Consider the following 23,266-nt stretch of genomic DNA (forward strand, 5'->3'; position numbering starts at 1 on the left):
GCCGATGACCAAAGACATGACGACGGATACCTGGGATCTCGATATCCGGCCTTACCGCACACCCTATTTCGCTTACGGGGCGGCACTGGTCATCTTTCTGGCGCACGTCGCGGTGGGCGTGCTGCTGAAGGTCGGTTCGACCGGAGTGCTCTTCCAAACCTCGGATCAGGTGGCCATCGCCTTGCTGGGAGCGATCATCGGCGGAGTGGTGCTGATGTTCGCGCGGCCTCGCCTGAAGGTCGGTCCCGCGGGTGTCGCGGTCCGGAATCTGATCGGGTTCAAGGTGATTCCCTGGTCCGACGTGATCGGCGTGTCCTTTCCGGTCGGAGCTCGTTGGGCCAGAGTGGATCTGCCCGACGACGAGTACATTCCGGTGATGGCGATCCAGGCGATCGACAAGGGGCGTGCAGTCGCGGCCATGGACGAGGTTCGTGACCTGATCGACCGGTACCGCTCGAATCTGGGCTGACCCCCGGCGATCAGCCGGCGTCGCCCAGCACCAGACCTTCGCGGCGGGGGTCGGCCCCGCCGATCCAGCCCGGCGACGTGCGCACGAGGGCTGAGAGCCCACTGGACTGATCGGCCAGCGAAACCTGATGTCCGAGTGCGCGCAGGCCCTCGACCAGTTGATCGCGGTCGCCGTTGGCGACGGTGTCGACCGACGGATGCTCGCCGCCCACGTTGGTGACGGGCGTGTTGGCCGCGCCGAAGTCGATCATCGAAACCGCCTGTTGCGGATCAAGGTTCCAATCCATGATGCCGACAAGGGTTTTCACGACGAACTGGATGATGACCGAGCCGCCGGGGGAACCCAGGACGGCATACAGGGCACCTCGCTGTGGCCCGGCCTTGTCGAAGACCAGGGTGGGCGCCATGGTGCTGCGTGGGCGCTTTCCGGGTTGAACCCGGTTGGGTACCGGCCTGCCTTCGGCGCTGGTCGGCTCGGCCGAGAAATCGGTGAGCTGGTTGTTGAGCAGGAATCCGTCGACCATGTGGAACGAACCGAACGCCGACTCGATCGTGGTGGTCAGGGACGCCGCATTGCCGAAACGGTCGATCACGCTGATCTGGCTGGTGCCGTGCTCCGGCGCCGGCGGCATGGTTATCGGTGGCGCGAAGTCCCCGGGCGCGGCCACGCCCATCGTGTGGTTGCGGGAGATCAGCGCGGCCCGGCCGGTGAGGTAGGCGCCGTCGAGCAGGGTTTCGGGTGATCCACCGGGTAGCGGGACGAAATCGGTGTCGGCGACGTAGCGGTCGCGATCGGCGTAGGCGAGCCGTTCGGCCTCTGAGATGAGGTGTACCCCCGTCACCGAAGGATGACCGCCGTTGCGATCGACGCGGGCCGGCTTGTAGTCGCTCATGGGGAAGTGCTCGAGCATCCCGAGGGTTGCCGCCACCGCCATGCCGCCCGATGACGGCGGCGGCATCCCGCAGACTTCGCGGCCACGGTAGGTGGTGCACACCGGGTCGCGCTGTTTGACGGCGTAGCCTGCGAGGTCCGGCTCGGTCATGGCACTTGGCGTGCGGCCACCGCTGGTATCGGTGGCCGCGGCCACGACAGCGCGAGCGATGTCGCCGGTGTAGAAGGCCTGGGCGCCCCCGGAAGCGATGGCACCCAAGGTTTTCGCGTAGGCCGGGTTGGTCATGCGGGTACCCACCGGCTTGGGGCTGCCGTCGGGATTGAGGAAGTAGCCGGCGGCGGCGGGGTCCAGCCGGAGTTGGCCGTCGGCATCGTCGATCGCGGCAGCCAGGCGCGGACTGACGTCGAATCCCTGATCGGACATCGACACTGCCGGGTCGAAGAGATCGCGCCAGGCCTTCTTACCGAACTGGCGGTGGACATCGTCGAGCAGCCGCACGATGCCGGGCACCCCGATCGAGCGGCCCGATGACCGTGCATCGGGTTTGGGGACGGTGCGGTCGGTGTCCGATACCCATCTCAGGTAGTTCTCGGTCGCCGCGGCCGGCGCCGTCTCACGCCCGTCGTACGTGTGCACCGCATTGCCCGCGGCGTCGTAGTACAACAGGAAGCCGCCGCCGCCGATCCCGGAGGACTGCGGTTCGACGAGGCCGAGTACTGCCTGCGCGGTCACCAGCGCGTCGGCCGCGGTGCCACCGTCGCGCAGCACCTTGCAGGCGGCTTCGGTGGCCAGCGGATTGGCGGTGGCCACCGCATAGGTGGAGGTGCGGACGGCCGTCATGTCGCTGCGATATCCGGTGCCGACCTCGGGGTTGGTGGCCAGGTCCCGGGTCGGTGTCGGGGCCTGCGGGGCCTTGGGTTCCGGGGTGCCGTTGGACAGGATCTGGCACGGCCCGGCGTCGGTCCTCGCCGGGCGCCGACTGCCATCTGCGCATCCGGCAAGAATCACAGCGACGACACTGAGCAGCGTGATGACCGAACGGGTGGACGCCAGCAACCGCACAGTTCGACGGTAGCGGAGTTCAGTCGGCGCGCGGCAGTAACCTGGAAACCGTGCCTGATCCAGCGACGTACCGGCCGGCGCCCGGATCGATACCAGTGGAGCCAGGCGTATACCGGTTCCGGGACCCGCACGGCCGGGTCATCTACGTCGGTAAGGCCAAGAGCCTGCGCAGCCGGCTGACGTCGTACTTCGCCGACATTGCGAGCCTGGCGCCGCGCACCCGGCAGATGGTGATGACAGCGGGCAGTGTCGAGTGGACCGTGGTCGCCACCGAGGTCGAGGCCCTGCAGCTCGAGTACAACTGGATCAAGGAGTTCGATCCACGCTTCAACATCCGCTACCGCGACGACAAGACGTACCCGGTGCTGGCGGTGACGCTCAACGAGGAGTATCCGCGGCTGATGGTGTACCGCGGGCCGCGGCGCAAGGGTGTGCGGTATTTCGGCCCCTATTCGCATGCCTGGGCCATCCGCGAGACACTCGACCTGCTGACCCGAGTTTTCCCGGCCAGAACCTGCTCGGCGGGAGTATTCAAGCGGCACAGGCAGATCGACCGTCCGTGCCTGCTCGGCTACATCGACAAGTGTTCGGCGCCATGCGTCGGTCGCGTCAGCGCCGAGGAACACCGACGGATCGTGCTCGATTTCTGCGACTTCCTGGCAGGCAAGACCGACCGGCTGGCCCGCGACATGGAACAGCAGATGACGGCTGCCGCCGAGGAGTTGGACTTCGAGCGCGCCGCCAGGCTGCGCGATGACATCGCGGCGCTCAAGCGTGCCCTGGAGAAGCAGGCCGTGGTGCTCGGTGACGGCACCGATGCCGATGTGGTGGCGTTCGCCGACGACGATCTTGAGGCGGCCGTGCAGGTGTTCCACGTGCGGGGTGGCCGGGTGCGGGGCCAGCGTGGCTGGATCGTCGAGAAGTCTTCGGAGCCGGAGGCGACCCGTGATTCGGAGCCGGAGGCGACCCATGATTCGGAGCCGGAGGCGACCCGTGATTCGGGTCCCGAACAGTCCGGGCGACAACAATTGGTCGAGCAGTTCCTCACCCAGTTCTACGGCGAGCAGGCCGAACTGGGCGGCGCGGCCGATGAGGCCACCAACCCGGTGCCGCGTGAGGTGCTGGTGCCGGTGCTGCCGCCCAATTCCGATGAACTCGCGGCATGGTTGTCGGGGCTCCGTGGTTCGCGGGTGAGTCTTCGGGTGCCGGTGCGCGGCGACAAACGCACCCTGGCCGAGACCGTCCAACGCAATGCGCACGAGGCGCTGGCCCAGCACAAGCTCAAGCGGGCCGGCGACTTCAACGCGAGATCGGAAGCACTGCAGAGCATTCAGGATTCCCTGGGACTGGCCGCTGCGCCGCTGCGGATCGAATGCGTGGATATCAGCCATGTGCAGGGCACCGATGTAGTGGCCTCACTGGTGGTGTTCGAGGATGGGTTGCCGCGCAAGTCGGACTACCGGCATTACGCGATCCGTGAGGCTGCCGGTGGCGGCCGCTCGGACGACGTCGCCTCGATCGCCGAGGTGACCCGACGTCGTTTCCTGCGGCATGTCAGCGATACACAGCCCGAGGTCGGTACCGATCAGCGTCCGCGCCGGTTCGCCTATCCGCCCAATCTGTTCGTGGTGGACGGCGGTGCCCCACAAGTCAACGCTGCGTCGGCGGTGCTCGAAGAGCTTGGTGTCACCGATGTCGCGGTGATCGGATTGGCGAAGAGATTGGAAGAGGTGTGGGTGCCGTCAGAACCTGATCCGGTGATCTTCCCGCGCAACAGTGAGGGCCTGTATCTGTTGCAGCGGGTGCGCGACGAGGCGCACCGGTTCGCGATCAGCTACCACCGGAGCAAGCGCTCCAAACGGATGACCGCCTCGGCACTCGATTCGGTACGTGGGCTGGGGGAACAGCGGCGCAAGGCATTGGTGACGCATTTCGGCTCGGTGGCGCGCCTCAAGGACGCCACCGTGGAGGAGATCACCGCGGTGCCGGGGATCGGGGTGGCGACGGCGAAGGCCGTCCTCGAGGCGCTCGGCGGCGAGCCGCCAATCAAGCACGGCGCGCCGCCATCACCTGAAAACAGGCAGCCCCCACTGGTCGAAAGTGGTGATCCGCGAAGCGAGAACAGCGCCGGACTGGGCGATTCAGGGACGCCTGCAACGGTTATCGAGGATGATCGACACAGGGTGTCGGGATGACAGGTAACGGGGATATGAGCAGCCAGGCGGATCGTGCATGAATGAACATCTGCGCGAGGGCGGCATGGTGGGTGGCGCGGACGCGGATTCTGGCATCGACGTGGTTCTCGTCACCGGCTTGTCGGGGGCGGGCCGCGGTACCGCGGCCAAGGTACTGGAGGACCTCGGTTGGTATGTGGCGGACAACCTGCCGCCGGAGCTGATCGCCCGCATGGTCGAGCTGGGGTTGGCCGCCGGATCGCGGATCACCCAGCTGGCCGTGGTGATGGATGTCCGGTCCCGGGGCTTCACCGGTGATCTGGATTGGGTGCGCAACGAATTGGCGGCGCGGAGCATCACACCCAGGGTGTTGTTCCTGGAGGCGTCCGACGACATTCTGGTGCGCCGTTACGAGCAGAACCGGCGTAGCCACCCGCTACAGGGCACGCAGACTCTGGCCGAGGGGATCGCCGCCGAGCGGGCGTTGCTGGCCCCGGTACGCGCGGCCGCCGATCTGGTGATCGACACCTCGGCACTGCCGGTGCCGGCCTTGCGTGAGAGCATCGAGCGGGCCTTCGGCGGCGAGACTGTCGCCTACACCAACGTGACCGTGGAGTCTTTCGGCTACAAGTACGGGCTGCCGATGGATGCGGACACCGTGATGGATGTGCGTTTTCTGCCGAACCCGCATTGGGTCGACGAATTGCGCCCGCACAGCGGTCAACATCCGGATGTGCGCGAGTACGTGCTGGGCCAACCGGGCGCCAGAGAGTTTCTCGACACCTACCATCGTCTGTTGGACGTGGTGATCGCCGGTTACCGCCGGGAGGGGAAGCGTTATATGACCGTCGCCATCGGGTGTACCGGCGGCAAACATCGCAGCGTGGCGATGGCCGAGGCACTGGCGGAACGGTTGCAGGGCGGTGATGGGCTCACCGTCCACGTGCTGCATCGAGATCTGGGTCGCGAATGACCCCGCGCATCGTCGCCCTCGGTGGAGGGCACGGGTTATACGCCACCTTGTCGGCGGCCCGGCGGCTCAGCCCGCATGTGACGGCTGTCGTGACGGTTGCCGACGACGGCGGTTCATCGGGTCGGCTGCGGAGCGAACTCGACGTGGTGCCGCCCGGTGACTTGCGAATGGCGTTGGCGGCCTTGGCTTCTGACAGTCCGCATGGTCGATTGTGGGCGACCATCATTCAGCACCGGTTCGGTGGCAGCGGCGCGCTGGCCGGGCATCCGATCGGCAATCTGATTCTGGCGGGCCTCAGCGAGGTACTGGCCGACCCCGTCGCGGCGCTCGACGAGCTCGGACGGATTCTGGGGGTGAAGGGCCGGGTGCTGCCGATGTGCCCGATCGCCCTGCAGATCGAAGCCGATGTCGCGGGCCTGGAGTCCGACCCTCGGATGAGCCGGGTGATCCGCGGTCAGGTGGCGATCGCCACCACCGTGGGCAAGGTGCGGCGGGTGCGGTTGCTGCCCGGGGATCCGCCGGCCACCAGGCAGGCGGTGGAGGCCATCATGAGTGCCGATCTTGTGGTGCTCGGTCCGGGGTCGTGGTTCACCAGTGTGATCCCGCACGTTTTGGTGCCGCAGTTGGCGGCGGCATTGCGGGCGACGACGGCACGGCGTGCGCTCGTGTTGAATCTGGCTGCGGAGCCGGGCGAAACGGCGGGGTTCTCCGCCGAGCGTCACATCCACGTTCTGGCCCAGCATGCTCCGGACTTCAGCGTGCATGACATCATCGTCGATGCCAGCCGAGTGCCGAGCGACCGTGAACGGGAGCAACTCAGCCGCACAGCCAACATCCTCAATGCCCGCGTTGAGTTTGCTGACGTGTCCCGACCTGGTACACCTTTACATGACCCGGCGAAGTTGGCCGCGGTGCTGGAGGGGGTCCGGTTGCGCGCGACGGGGCCTGGCCGGGGAGTGCAGGAGTCCACCGTTCCCACGCCCGCTGCGAGGTCGGTCGACGTTGCGCAGCAGGAGCCGGCGCCGAATACACCGAGAGGGGACGATCCGTGGCGATGACAGCCGAAGTGAAGGACGAGCTGAGCCGCCTGGTAGTGAACTCGGTGAGCGCTCGCCGCGCGGAGGTGGCGTCGTTGTTGCGTTTTGCCGGCGGCCTGCACATCGTGGCCGGCCGGGTGGTGGTGGAAGCCGAGGTGGATCTCGGGATCATCGCGCGCCGCCTGCGCAAGGACATCTACGACCTGTACGGGTACAACGCGGTGGTGCACGTGCTGTCGGCCAGCGGCATCCGCAAGAACACGCGCTACGTGGTGCGGGTGGCCGCCGACGGCGAGGCCTTGGCCAGGCAGACCGGATTGCTCGACCTTCGTGGACGCCCGGTGCGTGGCCTGCCCGCACAGGTGGTCGGCGGCAGCGTCGGTGACGCCGAGGCGGCCTGGCGTGGCGCTTTCCTCGCCCACGGCTCGTTGACCGAGCCGGGGCGGTCCTCGGCGCTCGAGGTCAGTTGCCCCGGTCCGGAGGCGGCCCTGGCCCTGGTCGGTGCGGCCAGGCGGCTCGGCGTCAGTGCCAAGGCCCGTGAGGTGCGTGGCGCTGACCGCGTTGTCGTGCGCGACGGGGAAGCGATCGGCGCGCTGCTCACCCGGATGGGCGCCCAGGACACGCGGCTGACATGGGAGGAGCGGCGCATGCGCCGCGAGGTCCGGGCCACGGCCAATCGCCTGGCCAATTTCGACGATGCGAACCTGCGCCGGTCGGCGCGGGCCGCGGTGGCGGCGGCCGCCCGGGTGGAGCGTGCGTTGTACATCCTCGGTGAGGGGGTGCCCGATCACCTCGCTGCGGCGGGCAAGTTGCGGGTCGAGCACCGGCAGGCGTCTCTGGAAGAGTTGGGCCGGCTCGCCGATCCGCCGATGACGAAAGATGCTGTGGCCGGCCGTATCCGGCGCCTGCTCTCGATGGCCGATCGCAAGGCCAAGCAGGAAGGGCTGCCCGACACCGAGTCGGCGGTGACCCCGGACCTGCTCGACGACGCCTGAGTCGCGCGAAATCACCAGCACTGCAAGCGATTGCGGTGACGGCAAAGTTCAGACGACGCTGAACACGGTGATCGGGGACACCGCGATCGACGGGATACTGGATGTCACAAACGTTCTCGCGGTGCACCCACCCGGGCGCATAGCCATCAAGTTGGACCGGTGTTGACGACGATCGTTCCAGTCCGATCGATCCCGTGAAGTTCACGAGAATGTTCCGGATCGGGGACCTGCCTGCCGTCATGGACGCCAGGGTGCGGATGACCATCACTGCTGCCACGACTGCCATGCGGCATTGACGACAACCGCCTGCTGCGCCGGGTCACGCCATTCGAATAGTGACTGTTATTCGAATAATAGTTACTATCTGAAATATGATCGATGACCGCAGTGACAAGGACGCGACGCCGGTACGGCTGACGCGGGCTGAGAATCAGGCACGGACCCGTGCGGCGCTGTTGGACGCAGCCGCCCAGACCTGTGCCCGGAAGGGCTACGCCGCTGCATCGGTGGACGAGATCGCCGCCGCAGCGGGGTATTCGGTCGGCGCGGTGTATTCCAACTTCTCCAGCAAGGAGCAGTTGTTCTCCGAGTTGATGGCAGAGCGTGCCTCCGGTCGGATCGACCAAGTGGTGCAGACCATCGAGGAGAACGCCGACCGGAGGCCATTGATGGCCCTGAGCCGCGTACTCGTCGAGATCGCGGACAATGACATCGAGTTCGAGGCGATCCAGGCCGAATTCTGGTTGCATGCCGTCCGCAACCCCGATGCCATGCAGATCCTGCGGGACCGCTCGGCGCGCACGCTGGCCTCACTACGCGAGATCCTCGCCGATGCGCTGGAGCGCAACAGCATCGACGACAGCGTCTCCGTGGAGGGGTTCACCGTTGTCGTTCTCGCCCTCTTCCAGGGTCTGATCCGGCAGCGGCGCATCGACCCCAACCGGGTGCCCGACGAACTTTTCGGCCAGGCATTGGCCTGGCAACTCGCTGGCATGCCGAAGGCGTCGGGCCGGAAATCGGCGTCGGCCAAGAACAGGTAGAGGGGAAGACACCGCCATGGATCCAATTCGGATCGGGCTCTACGCCATGCCCGCTTTCTTCGTCCTGATGGCGATCGAGTTCGTCAGCTACCGCTTCGACAAGGACAAAGCCAAGGATGACAACAGTTCAGCCCGGCCCCGGGCGGGGATCTCGTGGCGGGACAGTGCCACGAACGTCTCGATCTACGCACTGGGCATTGTCCTGCGCCCGTTGGGCAAATTCATCGCGGTTCCGATCGTCGCGATCGCCGCATCGCTGACGCCGCTGCATCTGTCGGCGTCGCACTGGTGGGTCTGGGTGCTGGCCATCGTGCTGGCCGATCTGGCCTACTACCTGCAACACCGGATGTCGCACCGCATCCGGATGTTCTGGGCCGCGCACAACGTGCACCACTCGAGCCAGTACTTCAACCTGTCCACGGCCCTGCGGTTGTCCTGGTTGATTCCCGGATCGTTCCTGGCCTCCATCGGTTATGTGGGGTTGGCCCTGATCGGTATCCCAGCCTGGTTGGTCTTCCTGTCGCAGGCGATCGTGCTGCTCTACCAATTCCCGATCCATACCGAGCGCATCGATCGGCTTCCCCGCGCGATCGAGTATGTGTTCAACACCCCGTCGCACCATCGTGTGCACCACGGAGCCAACAATCCCTACCTCGACAAGAACTATGCGGGCATCTTCATCCTGTGGGACCGGATGTTCGGCACCTTCGTCGCCGAGGGGGAGCCAGTCCGCTACGGCCTGACCAAGAACATCGACACTCACAACCCGATCAAGGTGAACTATCACGAGTTCGCCACCATGGTCGGCGACGTCTGGCGGGCACGGACCTGGCGCGGCAGGCTCGGCTACCTGTTCGGCCCGCCCGGGTGGAGTGAAAACGCCGACCCTGCAACGACTGTCGAGCGCAACGAACAGAAGCCCTCGGTCCAGAGCGTGATGACCTAGGCGCGTCGGTCGCCGTCGTTGCCGACACCTACCGGGATGTCACCCTTGCGGCGCACCGACGTCACCATGGCGTTGTAATGTGTGGCGACAAACTTCGACGTCAACACCAACAATCGAGGCGGCGCTCGCGATGAGACTGATTCTTGAGCTGATCCGCCCGTACCGGTTGCTGATCGCCGGAATCTTTGCCGTGCTGCTGCTGCAGATCGCCACCGGCCTGGCCGCGCCATGGCCGCTGAAGGTCGTGCTGGACAGCGTGGTCGGCCACCACCCGCTACCCGGATGGCTGCACGGACTGCTGCAGCCGTTGCTGGGCGGCGAAGGCAAGATGCACATCGCCGGCCTCGCGGCGATCATGGTGGTCATCATCGCCGTGGTGGCGGCAATCGCGACGTACGTGGCGAACTACCTGACCGAAACCGTCGGCCAGCGCATCGGCAACGACCTGCGAACCCGTGCCTACCACCACCTGCAGCAGTTGTCCCTCAACTACTTCGACACCCACCGCGTCGGCCCCATCTTGAGCACGCTCACCGACGACGTCGACACCATCCAGGGCTTCGCGTCGTCCTCGACCCTTGGCATCGCAACCGACCTGCTGACCATCGTGGGCATGTTGGCGATGATGTTGTGGCTGCAGTGGGACTTCACGCTCATCGCGCTCGCGGTGGCGCCGCTGCTGCTGTTGTTCGTGTCCCGGATCCGGAAGTCCGTCAAGGCCGCGACCCACGAAGTGCGCAGACGGGAATCCGACATCGTCGCGGTCGCGGAGGAGGGCCTGCAGTCCATCCGGGTGGTCAAGGCGTTCGATCGCGAGGACATGCAGGAACGTGAACTGGCGATCGCCGGCCAGCAGGCCGTCGACGCCGCACTCAACGCGCGGCGCGTGAAATCGGTGGTCTCGCCGATCGTCGGCGTCGTGGTGGCCGCCTGTACCGCGGTGGTCTTGTGGCGGGGTTCGGCGCTCATCCTCGCCGGTGCGATGACGGCAGGCACGTTGACGGTGTTCATCTCCTACCTGGCGTCGTTCTTCAAACCGGTGCAGGATCTCGCCAAGCTCACCAACACGATCGCCATGGCGTCCGTCGGGGTGGACCGCGTCAACGCCCTGCTCACAGCGGAGACGTCGGTCGAGGAGAAAACTGATGCGATCGATGCCGAGCGCATCAGGGGTGCGATCAGCTTCGAGCGGGTGGCGTTCAGCTACGACAGCGAGACGCCCGTGTTGCGCGATGTCACCTTCGAGGTGGAACCGGGCCAGCTCGTCGGCGTCGTCGGACACACCGGAAGCGGAAAATCCAGTCTGGTCAGCCTGATTCCGCGGTTCTACGACCCGAGCACGGGCACCGTCCGCGTCGACGGAGTCGATCTGCGCGACTACAAACTCCACGAACTCCGCCGCCAGATCGCCTACGTACTGCAGGACACGGTCCTGTTCCGAGGCACCATCCGTGACAACATCGCCTTCGGCCGGCCCGACGCCGACCATGACGAGATCGTCGAGATGGCCAAACTGGCCAACGCCCACGAGTTCATCTCCGCGATGCCGCAGGGCTACGACAGCCCGGTGGGCGAGCGCGGGCTCACCCTCTCCGGCGGTCAGCGTCAGCGCATCGGAATAGCGCGGGCCCTCATCCGGGACAGCCCGATCCTCATCCTCGACGAACCGACCGCGGCCCTCGACGCGGAGTCCGAGCGTCTGGTGATGTCCGCGCTGCAGCGGTTGATGAAAGACCGCACGGTGATCACGATTGCCCACCGGCTCAGCACAATTCGTGACGCGAACAAGATCGTCGTGCTCGAGGAGGGCCGGGTCGTCGAACAGGGCACGCACAGCGAGCTACTGACCGCGGGCGGCAGATATGCCGACCTGCACCGCATCCAATACGAGGACGAGCCATCGTGACACGTTCGCTGATCATCCTGCCCGACGACTCCGCACAGCCGGTGATCGATGCGATCGGCGAGTCCACGCGGTCGGTGCGCATCAAGATGTTCGCGTTCAACCACCTGCCGCTGCTGGAGGCCGTGGTGGCCGCCCACCGGCGCGGTGTGGACGTCAAGGTCATGCTCAATCCGGAGCGGCGCGACGGGGAGACCGATAACGACGTCGCCCGAGAGATGTTGCAGCGGTTCGGTATCGCGGTCCGCGAGAGCAACCCCGCCTTCGACCTGACGCACGAGAAGTCCATGGTCGTGGACGACGAGTGCGCGTTTGTCGAGTCCCTGAACTGGACCGAGGAGAACTTCACCGTGACGAGGGACTACGCCGTCGTCACGCCCAGCGCCTACGAGGTCGCCGAGATCATCGACTGCTTCGAGGCCGACTGGGCGCGGGAGGACTTTGATCCCGGTGGCGGGGCACACCTGATCTGGTGCCCGACCAACGGCAGGCATCGCATCGCCGAGTTCATCGACACCGCCAAACACACGTTGTTCGTCCAGAACGAGCGCTATCAGGACCCGGTGATCATCGAGCGTCTGGTCCGCGCGGCGCACCGCGGGGTGAAGGTTCACGTCATGGCCCGCGCGGCCCACCATCTCAAGTCGGGCAAGCTCCTCGAAGGCGTGAGCGGGATGCGCATCCTGGACGACGTGGGTATCAAGATTCACCGCCTCAAGCACATGAAGCTGCACGCGAAGATGATTCTCGCCGATCACGAACGGGCCATCGTCGGCTCGATCAACTTCTCCCCGGGCAGTTTCGACCATCGCCGTGAACTGGCCATCCAGGTGACCGACCACCACATCATCAAACGCCTGAACGAGGTGGCCCATCACGACTGGAAACACTCCGAACCGATGGACCTGTCGGACGACGGACTCATCGCCGATCTGGTCGGCCAGGACCCGCGCGAACTCGACCAACTCGCCCTACGCGACCCCGACATCTGATGCACTGACCAGGCCGCACGGAGAGTGAGCATCACCACTAGGCTGGCGGCGGGCAGTTACCGGCAACTGAGGGAGAATCACGTGACCATCCGGGTAGGCGTTAACGGCTTCGGCCGCATCGGGCGCAACTTCTACCGGGCCCTGGCAACGCAGCAGGCCGAGGGCAAGAACACTGACATCGAGATCGTGGCGGTCAACGACCTCACCGACAACGCCACCCTGGCTCACCTGCTGAAATTCGATTCGATCCTGGGCCGCCTGCCGCAGGACGTCAGCCTCGAGGGCGAAGACACCATCGTCATCGGCGACAAGAAGATCAAGTCACTGGAAGTTAAGGAAGGCCCGGCGGCACTGCCGTGGGGCGACCTCGGCGTCGACGTCGTCGTCGAATCCACCGGCATCTTCACCGCCCGCGCCAAGGCGCAGGGTCACCTCGACGCCGGAGCCAAGAAGGTCATCATCTCCGCGCCGGCCAGCGATGAGGACATCACCATCGTGCTGGGCGTCAACGACGACAAGTACGACGGCAGCCAGAACATCATCTCCAACGCCTCGTGCACCACGAACTGCCTCGGCCCGCTGGCCAAGGTCCTCAACGATGAGTTCGGCATCGTCAAGGGCCTGATGACCACCATCCACGCCTACACCCAGGACCAGAACCTGCAGGACGGTCCGCACAAGGATTTGCGCCGTGCCCGCGCCGCCGCGCTGAACATCGTGCCGACGTCTACCGGTGCCGCCAAGGCCATCGGCCTGGTCCTCCCGGAGCTCAAGGGCAAGCTGGACGGCTACGCCCTGCGAGTGCCGATCCCCACCGGCTCGGTCACCGACCTGACCGCCGAGCTGGCCAAGCCGGCGAGTGCCGCCGAGATCAACGCGGCCATGAAGGCCGCCGCCGAGGGCCCGATGAAGGGCATTCTCAAGTACTACGACGCACCGATCGTGTCGAGTGACATCGTCACCGACCCGCACAGCTCGATCTTCGACTCGGGCCTGACCAAGGTGATCGACAACCAGGCCAAGGTCGTCTCCTGGTACGACAACGAGTGGGGCTACTCCAACCGCCTCGCCGATCTGGTCGCGCTCGTCGGGAAGTCGCTCTAACCCATGGCTGTCGCAACGCTCGAAGATCTGCTGAAAGAGGGTGTTGAGGGCCGGGGCGTGCTCGTGCGCTCCGACCTGAACGTGCCCCTGGAGTACCAGGATGGCAACATCGCTCGAATTTCTGACCCGGGTCGCATCATCGCCTCGGTGCCGACGCTCAAAGCACTGGCCGAGGCCGGTGCCAAGGTCGTCGTCACCGCACATCTGGGCCGGCCCAAGGGCGGCCCGGATCCCAAGTTCTCACTCGCCCCGGTTGCCGCGGCGCTGGGGGAGAAGCTGGGACGTCACGTGCAGTTGGCCGGCGACGTCGTCGGCACCGATGCGCTGGCCCGCGCCGAAGGCCTGACCGACGGTGACGTGCTGCTGTTGGAGAACATCCGCTTCGATCCGCGCGAGACCAGCAAGGACGACGCCGAGCGGCTGGCACTGGCCAAGGCCCTGGCGGCCCTGGTCGAGGGTGCCGACGGCTCGCCGGGTGCCTTCGTCTCCGACGGCTTCGGGGTGGTGCACCGCAAGCAGGCCTCCGTCTACGACGTCGCCACCCTGCTGCCGCACTACGCGGGCACGCTCGTGGCGACCGAGGTCAAGGTGCTCGAGCAGCTGACCAGCTCGACCGAGCGCCCGTATGCGGTCGTCCTCGGCGGCTCCAAGGTCTCGGACAAGCTCGCGGTCATCGAGAACCTCGCCACCAAGGCCGACAGCATCGTCATCGGTGGCGGCATGTGCTTCACCTTCCTTGCTGCACAAGGGGTTTCGGTGGGAACCTCGCTGCTGCAGGAGGAGATGATCGACACGTGCAAGCGGCTGCTCGACACCTACGCCGATGTGATCCACCTGCCGGTGGACATCGTGGTGGCCGACAAGTTCGCCGCCGATGCCGAAGCGCAGACTGTGGCCTCTGATCGCATCCCCGAAGGCAAGATGGGCCTGGATATCGGTCCTGAGTCGGTCAAGCGTTTCACCGCGCTGCTGTCCAACGCCAAGACCGTGTTCTGGAACGGCCCGATGGGTGTGTTCGAGTTCCCGGCGTTCGCAGCGGGCACCAAGGGTGTGGCCGAGGCGATCATCGGTGCCACCGAAAAGGGCGCGTTCAGCGTCGTGGGCGGTGGCGATTCGGCAGCCGCGGTGCGTCAACTGGGCCTCGGCGAGGACGGCTTTTCCCATATCTCAACCGGTGGCGGTGCGTCGCTGGAATACCTTGAGGGCAAGACCCTGCCCGGCATTGAAATCCTGAAATAGTAGTACTGGACAAAGGTTACTTATGCCTCGTAAGCCGCTGATAGCCGGCAACTGGAAGATGAACCTCAATCATTTCGAGGCCATCGCCCTGGTGCAGAAGATCGCATTCGCCTTGCCGGACAAGTACTTCGACAAGGTGGATGTGACGGTGATCCCGCCGTTCACCGATCTGCGCAGCGTGCAGACCCTGGTCGACGGGGACAAGCTGCGGCTCACCTATGGTGCCCAGGACGTGTCGCAGCACGATTCGGGCGCGTACACCGGGGAGATCAGCGGGGCGTTCCTGGCCAAGCTCGGATGCAGTTTCGCGGTGGTGGGGCACTCCGAGCGGCGTACCTACCACGGCGAAACCGACGAGCTGGTGGCGGCCAAGGCCGCTGCGGCGTTCAAACACGGCATCACGCCGATCATCTGCATCGGCGAGCAGCTTGAGGTGCGCGAGGCGGGCAATCACGTCGAATTCAACGTGAACTCCCTGCGTGGGTCCCTGGCCGGACTGACCGCGGAGCAGATCGGTCAGGCCGTCATCGCCTACGAGCCGGTGTGGGCCATCGGCACCGGCCGGGTGGCCAGCGCGGCCGATGCCCAGGAGGTCTGCAAGGCCATCCGCGCCGAGCTGGGGAACCTGGCGTCGCCGCAGCTCGCGGCCGGTGTGCGGGTGCTCTACGGCGGTTCGGTCAATGCCAAGAACGTCGGCGAGATCGTCGCTCAGGGTGATGTCGACGGGGCCCTGGTCGGCGGTGCTTCGCTGGACGGCGAGCAGTTCGCGACGCTGTCGGCGATCGCCGCAGGCGGACCGCTGCCGTAACCCCGGGGGCCTGGGGCGGGCACCGCACCCGGTAGTCTTACAGCCATGGAATTGGCTCTGCAGATCACTCTGGTCGTGACCAGCGTGCTGGTCGTGCTCTTGGTGCTGCTGCATCGTGCCAAAGGTGGCGGTCTGTCCACCCTGTTCGGCGGCGGTGTCCAGTCCAGCCTGTCCGGCTCCACGGTGGTCGAGAAGAACCTCGACCGGCTCACGCTGTTCGTGACCGGCATCTGGGTGGTTTCGATCGTCGGCGTCGCGCTGCTGATCAAGTACGGCTAAACCGCTACCCGGCCACCATGCGGCGCGTCGTGGCGGCACTGATACTGGGTACATGGCTGACGGTACCGACACTGCACTAGACCCGATCGGTGCGGTTCAGCGCACTCCGGTGGGCCGCGAGGCCACCGAGCCGATGCGCGACGACATCCGGCTGCTCGGTGCGATCCTCGGTGACACCGTGCGCGAACAGAACGGAGCCCAGGTCTTCGACCTGGTCGAGCGGGCCCGGGTGGAATCCTTCCGGGTCCGCCGCTCTGAGATCGACCGGGCCGAGCTGGCCGACCTGTTCTCCGGTATCGATGTCCACCAGGCGATCCCGGTCATCCGTGCCTTCACCCACTTCGCGCTGTTGGCCAACGTCGCCGAGGACATCCACCGCGAGCGGCGACGCGCAGTGCACGTGGCGGCCGGCGAGCCGCCACAGGACAGCAGCCTGGAAGCGACGTATCTCAAGCTGGACCGGGCGATCTCAACTGCGGAACTGAGCTCGGCGACCGTCTCCGACGCCTTGAACGGTGCCCTGGTCGCGCCGGTGATCACCGCGCATCCCACCGAAACCCGGCGCCGGACCGTCTTCGACACCCAGCACCGGATCACCGAGTTGATGCGGATGCGCATGCACGGCCTGACCCACACCGCCGATGGCCGCGACATCGAAGTCGAATTGCGCCGCCACATCCTCACGCTGTGGCAGACCGCGCTGGTACGCCTGTCGAGACTCAAGATCTCCGACGAGATCGAAACCGGGCTGCGTTATTACCCGGCAGCATTTTTCGAGGTCATCCCACAGGTCAACGCCGAGGTGCGCACCGCGTTGCAGGCCCGCTGGCCCGGGGCGGAACTGCTGGAGCAACCGATCCTGCGGCCGGGAAGCTGGATCGGCGGTGACCGTGACGGCAATCCCAATGTTGATGCGGGCGTGGTGCGGCTGGCCACCGGTCGCGCCGCCCACATGGCTTTCGCGCACTACTTCACCGAGCTCACCGCGCTGGAAGAAGAGCTGTCGATGTCGGCGCGGCTGGTCACGGTCAGTGACGAGCTCACCGTGCTGGCCGATGCCTGCGGCGAGCCGGCGCGTGCCGACGAGCCCTACCGACGGGCACTGCGGGTGATCCATGCCCGCCTGACCGCTACCGGCCGCGAAATCCTCGATGAACAGCCCGAACACGAGCTAGATCTTGGCCTTGCGGCCTACCGCGCCCCGGCACAGTTCCTCGCCGACCTCGACGCCGTGGACGCCTCACTGCGTGGCCACGGCAGCACAGTGCTAGCCGACGACCGGTTGGCTCGGCTACGAGAATCGGTGCGGGTATTCGGATTTCACCTGTGCGGCCTGGACATGCGACAGAACTCAGACGTACACGAGCAGGTGGTCGCCGAGTTGCTCGCCTGGGCCGGAGTGCATCCCGACTACGCATCCCTGCCCGAAGCGCGGCGGGTCGAACTGCTCGCGGCCGAGATCTCCACCCGTCGCCCGCTGATCGGCGAGGGCGCCGAGTTGTCGGAGTTGGCTCGCAAGGAACTCGACATCGTCGGGGCGGCGGCCCGGGCAGTCACCGTCTTCGGTGCACAGGCGGTGCCCAACTACATCATCTCCATGTGCCAGTCGGTGTCTGATCTACTCGAGGCGGCGATCCTGCTCAAAGAGGCCGGCCTGCTCGATGTTTCGGGTGCAGCGCACGGCGAGGTGTACGCACCGGTCGGAATCGTGCCGTTGTTCGAGACCATCGAGGATCTGCAGCAGGGTTCGGCGGTCCTGGAGGCGGCGCTCGCCCTGCCGGTCTACCGCAGCATCATCACCGCACGCGGACAACATCAGGAAGTGATGCTGGGCTACTCGGACTCGAACAAGGACGGCGGCTACCTGGCGGCCAACTGGGCGCTCTACCGGGCCGAACTGGACCTCGTCGAAGCGGCGCGCACCACCGGGATCCGGTTGCGCCTGTTCCATGGTCGGGGCGGCACCGTGGGTCGCGGTGGTGGACCCAGCTACGACGCGATCCTGGCGCAGCCTCCCGGCGCGGTGAAGGGTTCGTTGCGGATCACCGAGCAGGGCGAGGTGATCGCGGCGAAGTACGCGGAGCCGCGGATCGCGCACCGCAACCTGGAGACGCTGCTGGCCGCGACGCTGGAATCCACCCTGCTCGACGTCGAAGGGCTCGGCGATGAGGCCGGCCCCGCCTATCAGGTGCTCGATGAGCTGGCAGCCCTGGCCCAGCGGGCCTACGCCGAATTGGTCCATGAGACACCGGGATTCGTCGAGTACTTCAAGGCCTCGACACCGGTCAGCGAGATCGGTGCACTCAATATCGGCAGCCGGCCCAGCTCACGTAAACCGACCACCTCGATCGCCGATCTGCGGGCCATCCCGTGGGTGCTGGCCTGGAGCCAATCCCGCGTGATGCTGCCCGGTTGGTACGGCACGGGCACCGCGTTCGCGCAGTGGATCGGCGACGACGCGAGCCGAGTCTCGGTATTGCAGGATCTGTATCAGCGATGGCCGTTCTTCCGCACGGTGCTGTCGAACATGGCCCAGGTGCTGTCCAAGTCGGACATGGGTTTGGCGGCACGGTATTCCGAGCTGGTCGACGACGAGGAATTGCGGGCCAGGGTGTTCGACAAGATCGTTGCCGAGCACGCCCGCACCATCGACATGTACAAGCTGATCACCGGCCAGGACGATCTGTTGGCCGACAACCCGTCCCTGGCCCGCTCCGTGTTCAACCGGTTCCCCTACCTCGAACCGCTCAATCACCTGCAGGTCGAGCTGCTGCGCAGGTATCGCGGCGGGGACACGGATGAACTGGTGCAGCGCGGAATCCTGCTCACCATGAGCGGATTGGCGACAGCGCTACGCAACAGTGGCTGAATTGTCGCTGTCGTGACGGTGGCTAACCCACCAGGATCTCGGCCAGCCGCAGCGACACCCTGGCCCGGCGCTCGGCGTAACCGCGTGCGGCACGCTGGATTTCCGCGGTCTGTTCCGTCCTGACGCATTGATAACGCTGCAGCGCTTCGGCGTGGTCGCCATCGTGGACCGTCGCGATCTGGGTGGCCAGCTCGGCGGCATCCTGGATGGCTTGATTGGCACCTTGGCCACCGAACGGCGTCATCGGGTGCGCCGCATCCCCGAGGAGGGCAACCCGCGCGGTGGTCCACCGGGTGATCGGGTCTCGGTCATACACCGGATGCATGTAGACCGGGCTCGTCGTGGCACGCAGCATCCGACCGACCACGGGGGCGAACTCGTCGAACTGGCGGGCCAACGCCGGCAGATCGGCCTGCGCCGACCACAGATGCCGCGGCGGCTCGTCCACCCCGAGGGTAGCGTCGACGGCCACCAGTCGCCCGGCCCGCACCGGCATGGAGATGACGTGTTTGGCATAGTCCGCCGAATGCCAGGAGCGCAGTCGGTCGTTGGGCAGATCGAGGCAGGCGGCGGGGCTGACGGCCCGGAAGATCACCGACCCGCAGTAGTGAATGGCGTCGTCGCTGAACAGCTTCCGTGCTCTCGAGCGCAGTCCGTCGGCTGCTATCACGAGACCGGCCCGGGTGACCTCACCGTTGGTGAAGGCGAGCTCGACATGATCGTCACGCTCGGTGATGCCGGACAGTTCATGGCAAAGCCGCAGCCGCTGGGGCTCCACGGCCGAGACCAGCAGGGCGTGCAGATCCGCACGGTGCACGGTGCGGGGAGAAAGGTCGGCGTCGGCGTAGCCGAACCGGCCGTGTTCGGCGCCGGCCTCTGGCGTCGCCGCGTAGTCGGTGATCTTCTCCAGCCGCCCCTGCTGATCGCGGTTCTCGAAGTACCGGGTGGCCGAGGATATCTCGTCGAACGCAGCGCCGACGTTCCACTGCCGGAACAATCGCAGGGTCTGCGGCGAGATGCCCAGTGGGCCGCCGACCTCGCCGAGTGCGCGGGTCTTGTCGAAAATGACCGGACGATGGCCGTGGTGCTGGAGGGCGACGGCCGCTGCCAGGCCACCGAGGCCGGCGCCGATGATGGCGATGTCCATGGAGGTTCCTCTCGGGTTCACGGGATCCGGGCCAGGGCTTCGGCGTCGAGGTAGACACCGGACAGCGCGCCGGGCTGGTAGCTGGCGACGGTTCGGACATTGCAGAGCGGCAGCCACAGGCCGCCGATGAGGATCCGGCGCTGAATGTCGTCCACCAACTTGCGGCGGGCGTCGGGGTCCGCACAGGTGAGCTGGGCGTCGAGCAGGATGTCCAGGTGATCTGATTCTGTGCGGCGGTTCATGTTTCGCTGCGTCACGGCGAATTGGTAGCGCAGCAGGTCAGGGTCACTGCCGGTGAAGTAGAAGAACCGGAAGTCATGGTCACCGGCCTGCTGGCGGCTGCGCAGTTCCGCGAAGTCGACGTCGGTGAGCGCCAGGTCGATGCCATGCTCGCTCCATTGTTCCGCGACCGCGGTGAGGACAGCGGCGTCGATGGGGGAGAACGTGCTGTTGAACACCACCTCGAACGAAAGCCGCTGCGCGCCTGCGGCGGCAAGGAGTCGGTGGGCCGCCACCGGATCGTAGGCCAGCTCAGCGGAGCAGTCCCGATACCCGTCGGTGGTCGGTGTGAGCACCGACGAGGCGACTGAATACCCCTCGGCATCGAGGATCGGCGTCAGTGCGGGGCGGTCGATCAGCAGCGACAGGGCACGCCGCACGCGGGGGTCGGCCAAGGGGCCACGGGAAGCGTTGGGGCACAACCCGTAACTGATCCCCGGGTTGTGTATTTCGGCCAGGTGGTAGCCGTCGACCGAACCGGCGTACAGGTCACCGACGTCGGCCTGCTCGAACGTCAATCGGCGCGATCCGTCGGTCACCCCGCCCGTGACAGCCTGCCATCGGCCGGTACCCAGCCCGTGCGTGTTGCGGATCGCCAGGCTGACACTGGCGAGCGAACGCAGGAACGCGGCATTGTGATGCGCGAAGTGAAACGTCACGGTGTCAGTCCCCGCCTCGACCGACTCGAGCCCGGCGAGCATCGTCACGGCGGCCGGAAGCGGTGAAACCGCTTGGAGCGCAGCGATGCCGGCGAAGCTCTGTGCGACGGCGTCCGGGGTGAGCCGTGTGCCGTCGGAGAAATGCCGGTCAGGATGAATCGACAGGTCCAGGGTCAACGGGTCGCGGTAGTGCCACGAAGTGGCCAGCCAGGGGAGGAGCTTGCCGGTTTCCGGATCGGTGTCGAGCAGGCTCTCATAGATCAGCCGGCAATACGTCTTGGAGATGCCGTTGTAGGCCAGCCGTGGATCGTCGGTGAGCTGATGGGTCGGCCAGCCGAACGTGAGGTTGCGCATCATCGCACCGGCGCCAATCGCGTTGCCTGCCAGGCCGAACCAGCCGCAAGCGCCGCCGCCAACCCGGCCACCGCCACCAGCACGGCCACGCCGCTGAACAGCCGGCCGCCGAGGCCGTCGATCATCGTCGCCCCGGCTGCCACTCCGATCGCGGCACCCAGCGCCCGAAGATAGTGGTAGAGGCTGGAATCGAAGGCTATCTCGCTCGAATTGGCCAGCACGTTGCCGGCCAACGAACTCCACAGGAACCCCATCGCGCAGCCCATCAACGCGGCACTGCTCAGCGGCACGTGTCCGAACAGGCTCAGACCGGCGACGATCAGGAACGCCGAGCCGATGCACACCAGCCGGGTGCTCTTCCGACTGTCGCCGGGCCTACCGAATTTCAGCATCGGGATCAGCCCGGCGAAGAACGCCATCGGCAACAGGAACAGTGCCGAGCCATAGGAATTCAGCCCGCGCTCCTGTTGTAGGACATACACCAGTGACAGGGTGAACACGTTGGTGGCGATGCCGGCCACGAAGACCACGACCAGACTTCGGGACAGTACCCGCGGCTGGGACCGGCCGCGCAGAGCGATCGCAGTGATCCCGAGCAGGATCGCCACCACAAGCAACGTCACCTTGGTGTGCAGCGCGGTAGACCATCCGATCGCCAGGAAGATCGCGAGCTGCACCACCGCGAGAGCCACCACCGGAGTTGCTGCCCGGGTGGTCGTGGTGTCGTCGTCGGAATCTGCCGCGCCTGGCGAAATGGCGAGCAGCGCCATCGCCACGACAGTGGTCACCACCGTCTCGTAGGGGAACGAACGCCAGCCCCACAGGTCGTTGAGCAACGCGGTGATCAGCGGTGAACACAGTGCCGATGCCGACACCACCAGGCCCCACGCGCCCAGGACCGCCGAGTGGTGGTCGGGATAGAACTGCGCCCGGATGATCCGGAATATCTGGGGCGCGAGCACCGCCGAGGCGATGCCCTGCAAGAACCGCAACGCGAGGAGGACCCAGAACTCAGGGCTGAGACCGGCGGCGATCCCGAGGACGACCAGCACCGCCGAACTGGCGAAGAACGCGGCCGTGGGCCGGTAGCGGTGCGACAGCAGGCCCGCGGGGAGCAACGCCAGACAGAATCCGGCCAGGAACGCCACGCCGATGTAGGCGGCCTGTGCGAACGGGATGCCGAAGTAGTCGCCAATCGCCGAGTTCAACAGCACAGCCGACGACGAGTTGGAGTAGAGGGTGTATTCGGTCAGGTAGAGCGACGCCGCAACGGCGTATAGGGACGGCTTCATGACGCCTCGAAGCTGATAGCAGGATCAAATGGGCAGCGAGAGCTAACCCGAGATCCTCTTCAGCGGCGCCAGACGTGCCCGGTTCCAGATCGACGCGGCGTGTGCGTCTGCGCGATCGAATCCGGCACCCATGGCAACCACTGTAACCGAGGCGCGGAGCGGACCAGCTCTACAGGCCTGCGCTCTTGCGAATCCGGCTGACCACGGCGCGCACCGCGCTCTCCGTCGCCGCCAGTGGCGACATCACCGCCTCGCCGATCCCGACGATGGCCTCGACCCGATCCACGATCGACTCCAGGCGCTCGACCACGCCGATGAGGCGTGGCGCGAGCTCATCGATGCGGGTGATGGTGTCGTTGAATCGGTCCAGCGTGGCATCGAGGCCGCCGGTTGACTTGTTCAGGTCGACGAGGGTGGTGCTCAGATCGGTGAGCAGGGTGTCGACCTGCTCGACTGTCATATCGGCATTGAGTGCGGCCTGCGTCAGTGTCCGGATGCGTTGCCGCCCTGAAGCAGGGCGAGCACGGCCGTCCCCTTTGTCTGCCATGGCAGACAGTATGGCCGGAACGGAACCAAGCGCGGACCAACTGCGTCTGAATCGATGTGGGGCAATTCTGCGAATACCGGGCCCGGCCGGTGGTGCCGGCCGACAGGGGTACGACGAACCATGAAGTGGCCGACTACCTGGCCGGCTATGCCGAGGCGTTGGCCGACCGGGCAGGCGAGCGGCCGGGGAGTGTCACCGACGATTAG

Annotated in this window: 20 protein-coding genes; 15 read left to right on the top strand and 5 right to left on the bottom strand. The window is 66.2% G+C overall.

The features are described from left to right. Positions 1-4 precede the first annotated feature (4 nt). Positions 5-469, top strand: coding sequence for a PH domain-containing protein (locus ACZYZF_RS02640; protein ID WP_463745788.1), 465 nt, complete (start codon positions 5-7; stop codon positions 467-469). 10 nt (positions 470-479) lie between these two features. Here ACZYZF_RS02640 and ACZYZF_RS02645 read toward each other — a convergent pair whose 3' ends face one another. Continuing rightward, entirely contained in the window at positions 480-2,423 is a 1,944-nt protein-coding gene (locus ACZYZF_RS02645) for a gamma-glutamyltransferase family protein (RefSeq protein ID WP_463834442.1), read from the bottom strand. A gap of 50 nt (positions 2,424-2,473) precedes the next feature. Between ACZYZF_RS02645 and uvrC the strand changes: the two genes are divergently transcribed. From uvrC to ppc, 13 genes are all read left to right on the top strand, one after another. Next, positions 2,474-4,618, top strand: coding sequence for an excinuclease ABC subunit UvrC (gene uvrC / locus ACZYZF_RS02650; RefSeq protein WP_463834443.1), 2,145 nt, complete (start codon positions 2,474-2,476; stop codon positions 4,616-4,618). A 64-nt stretch (positions 4,619-4,682) separates the two neighbouring features. Next, the gene (gene rapZ, locus ACZYZF_RS02655) at positions 4,683-5,570 is read left to right on the top strand and encodes an RNase adapter RapZ (protein WP_463835120.1); all 888 of its coding nucleotides are present in this window, start codon (positions 4,683-4,685) and stop codon (positions 5,568-5,570) included. Continuing rightward, positions 5,567-6,628 (top strand): uridine diphosphate-N-acetylglucosamine-binding protein YvcK, encoded by a 1,062-nt coding sequence (yvcK, locus tag ACZYZF_RS02660; RefSeq protein WP_463745792.1) that lies wholly within the window; start codon positions 5,567-5,569, stop codon positions 6,626-6,628. The genes rapZ and yvcK overlap by 4 nt, the downstream gene beginning before the upstream one ends. After that, the gene (gene whiA, locus ACZYZF_RS02665; protein WP_463745793.1) at positions 6,625-7,602 is read left to right on the top strand and encodes a DNA-binding protein WhiA; all 978 of its coding nucleotides are present in this window, start codon (positions 6,625-6,627) and stop codon (positions 7,600-7,602) included. The genes yvcK and whiA overlap by 4 nt, the downstream gene beginning before the upstream one ends. Before the next feature lie 371 nt (positions 7,603-7,973). Next, on the top strand, positions 7,974-8,642 hold the full coding sequence (locus tag ACZYZF_RS02670; RefSeq protein WP_463834444.1) for a TetR/AcrR family transcriptional regulator: 669 nt from the start codon (positions 7,974-7,976) through the stop codon (positions 8,640-8,642). A gap of 16 nt (positions 8,643-8,658) precedes the next feature. Further along, a complete protein-coding gene (locus tag ACZYZF_RS02675) occupies positions 8,659-9,588 on the top strand; it encodes a sterol desaturase family protein (protein WP_463834445.1) in 930 nt (309 codons plus the stop codon). Between the two features lie 130 nt (positions 9,589-9,718). Then, on the top strand, positions 9,719-11,494 hold the full coding sequence (locus tag ACZYZF_RS02680) for an ABC transporter ATP-binding protein (protein ID WP_463745796.1): 1,776 nt from the start codon (positions 9,719-9,721) through the stop codon (positions 11,492-11,494). After that, positions 11,491-12,483 carry a phospholipase D-like domain-containing protein gene (locus tag ACZYZF_RS02685; RefSeq protein WP_463745797.1) on the top strand — a complete coding sequence of 331 codons (993 nt, stop codon included), beginning with the start codon at positions 11,491-11,493 and terminating at the stop codon, positions 12,481-12,483. The genes ACZYZF_RS02680 and ACZYZF_RS02685 overlap by 4 nt, the downstream gene beginning before the upstream one ends. Before the next feature lie 81 nt (positions 12,484-12,564). Continuing rightward, on the top strand, positions 12,565-13,587 hold the full coding sequence (gene gap, locus ACZYZF_RS02690) for a type I glyceraldehyde-3-phosphate dehydrogenase (protein WP_463745798.1): 1,023 nt from the start codon (positions 12,565-12,567) through the stop codon (positions 13,585-13,587). Positions 13,588-13,590: 3 nt separating this feature from the next. Further along, a complete protein-coding gene (locus ACZYZF_RS02695; RefSeq protein ID WP_463745799.1) occupies positions 13,591-14,826 on the top strand; it encodes a phosphoglycerate kinase in 1,236 nt (411 codons plus the stop codon). Between the two features lie 22 nt (positions 14,827-14,848). Next, positions 14,849-15,634, top strand: a complete 786-nt coding sequence (tpiA, locus tag ACZYZF_RS02700) for a triose-phosphate isomerase (RefSeq protein ID WP_463745800.1) — start codon at positions 14,849-14,851, stop codon at positions 15,632-15,634. A 45-nt stretch (positions 15,635-15,679) separates the two neighbouring features. Then, positions 15,680-15,913: a preprotein translocase subunit SecG gene (gene secG / locus ACZYZF_RS02705; RefSeq protein WP_166904538.1), complete on the top strand. Its 234-nt coding sequence runs from the start codon at positions 15,680-15,682 to the stop codon at positions 15,911-15,913. A gap of 52 nt (positions 15,914-15,965) precedes the next feature. Beyond that, on the top strand, positions 15,966-18,782 hold the full coding sequence (gene ppc, locus ACZYZF_RS02710) for a phosphoenolpyruvate carboxylase (protein WP_463834446.1): 2,817 nt from the start codon (positions 15,966-15,968) through the stop codon (positions 18,780-18,782). 22 nt (positions 18,783-18,804) lie between these two features. Here ppc and ACZYZF_RS02715 read toward each other — a convergent pair whose 3' ends face one another. From ACZYZF_RS02715 to ACZYZF_RS02730, 4 genes are all read right to left on the bottom strand, one after another. Next, complete coding sequence (locus ACZYZF_RS02715; RefSeq protein WP_463834447.1) at positions 18,805-19,929, bottom strand: FAD-dependent oxidoreductase; 1,125 nt, start codon at positions 19,927-19,929, stop codon at positions 18,805-18,807. Between the two features lie 17 nt (positions 19,930-19,946). Further along, positions 19,947-21,221, bottom strand: a complete 1,275-nt coding sequence (locus ACZYZF_RS02720; RefSeq protein WP_463834448.1) for an ABC transporter substrate-binding protein — start codon at positions 21,219-21,221, stop codon at positions 19,947-19,949. Beyond that, positions 21,221-22,513 (bottom strand): MFS transporter, encoded by a 1,293-nt coding sequence (locus tag ACZYZF_RS02725; protein WP_463834449.1) that lies wholly within the window; start codon positions 22,511-22,513, stop codon positions 21,221-21,223. The genes ACZYZF_RS02720 and ACZYZF_RS02725 overlap by 1 nt, the downstream gene beginning before the upstream one ends. Before the next feature lie 169 nt (positions 22,514-22,682). Then, positions 22,683-23,060, bottom strand: a complete 378-nt coding sequence (locus tag ACZYZF_RS02730) for an ATPase (protein WP_463745805.1) — start codon at positions 23,058-23,060, stop codon at positions 22,683-22,685. A 56-nt stretch (positions 23,061-23,116) separates the two neighbouring features. Between ACZYZF_RS02730 and ACZYZF_RS02735 the strand changes: the two genes are divergently transcribed. Then, positions 23,117-23,266 carry a hypothetical protein gene (locus ACZYZF_RS02735; RefSeq protein ID WP_463745806.1) on the top strand — a complete coding sequence of 50 codons (150 nt, stop codon included), beginning with the start codon at positions 23,117-23,119 and terminating at the stop codon, positions 23,264-23,266.

This window comes from Mycobacterium sp. IDUB_24 (assembly GCF_055419385.1).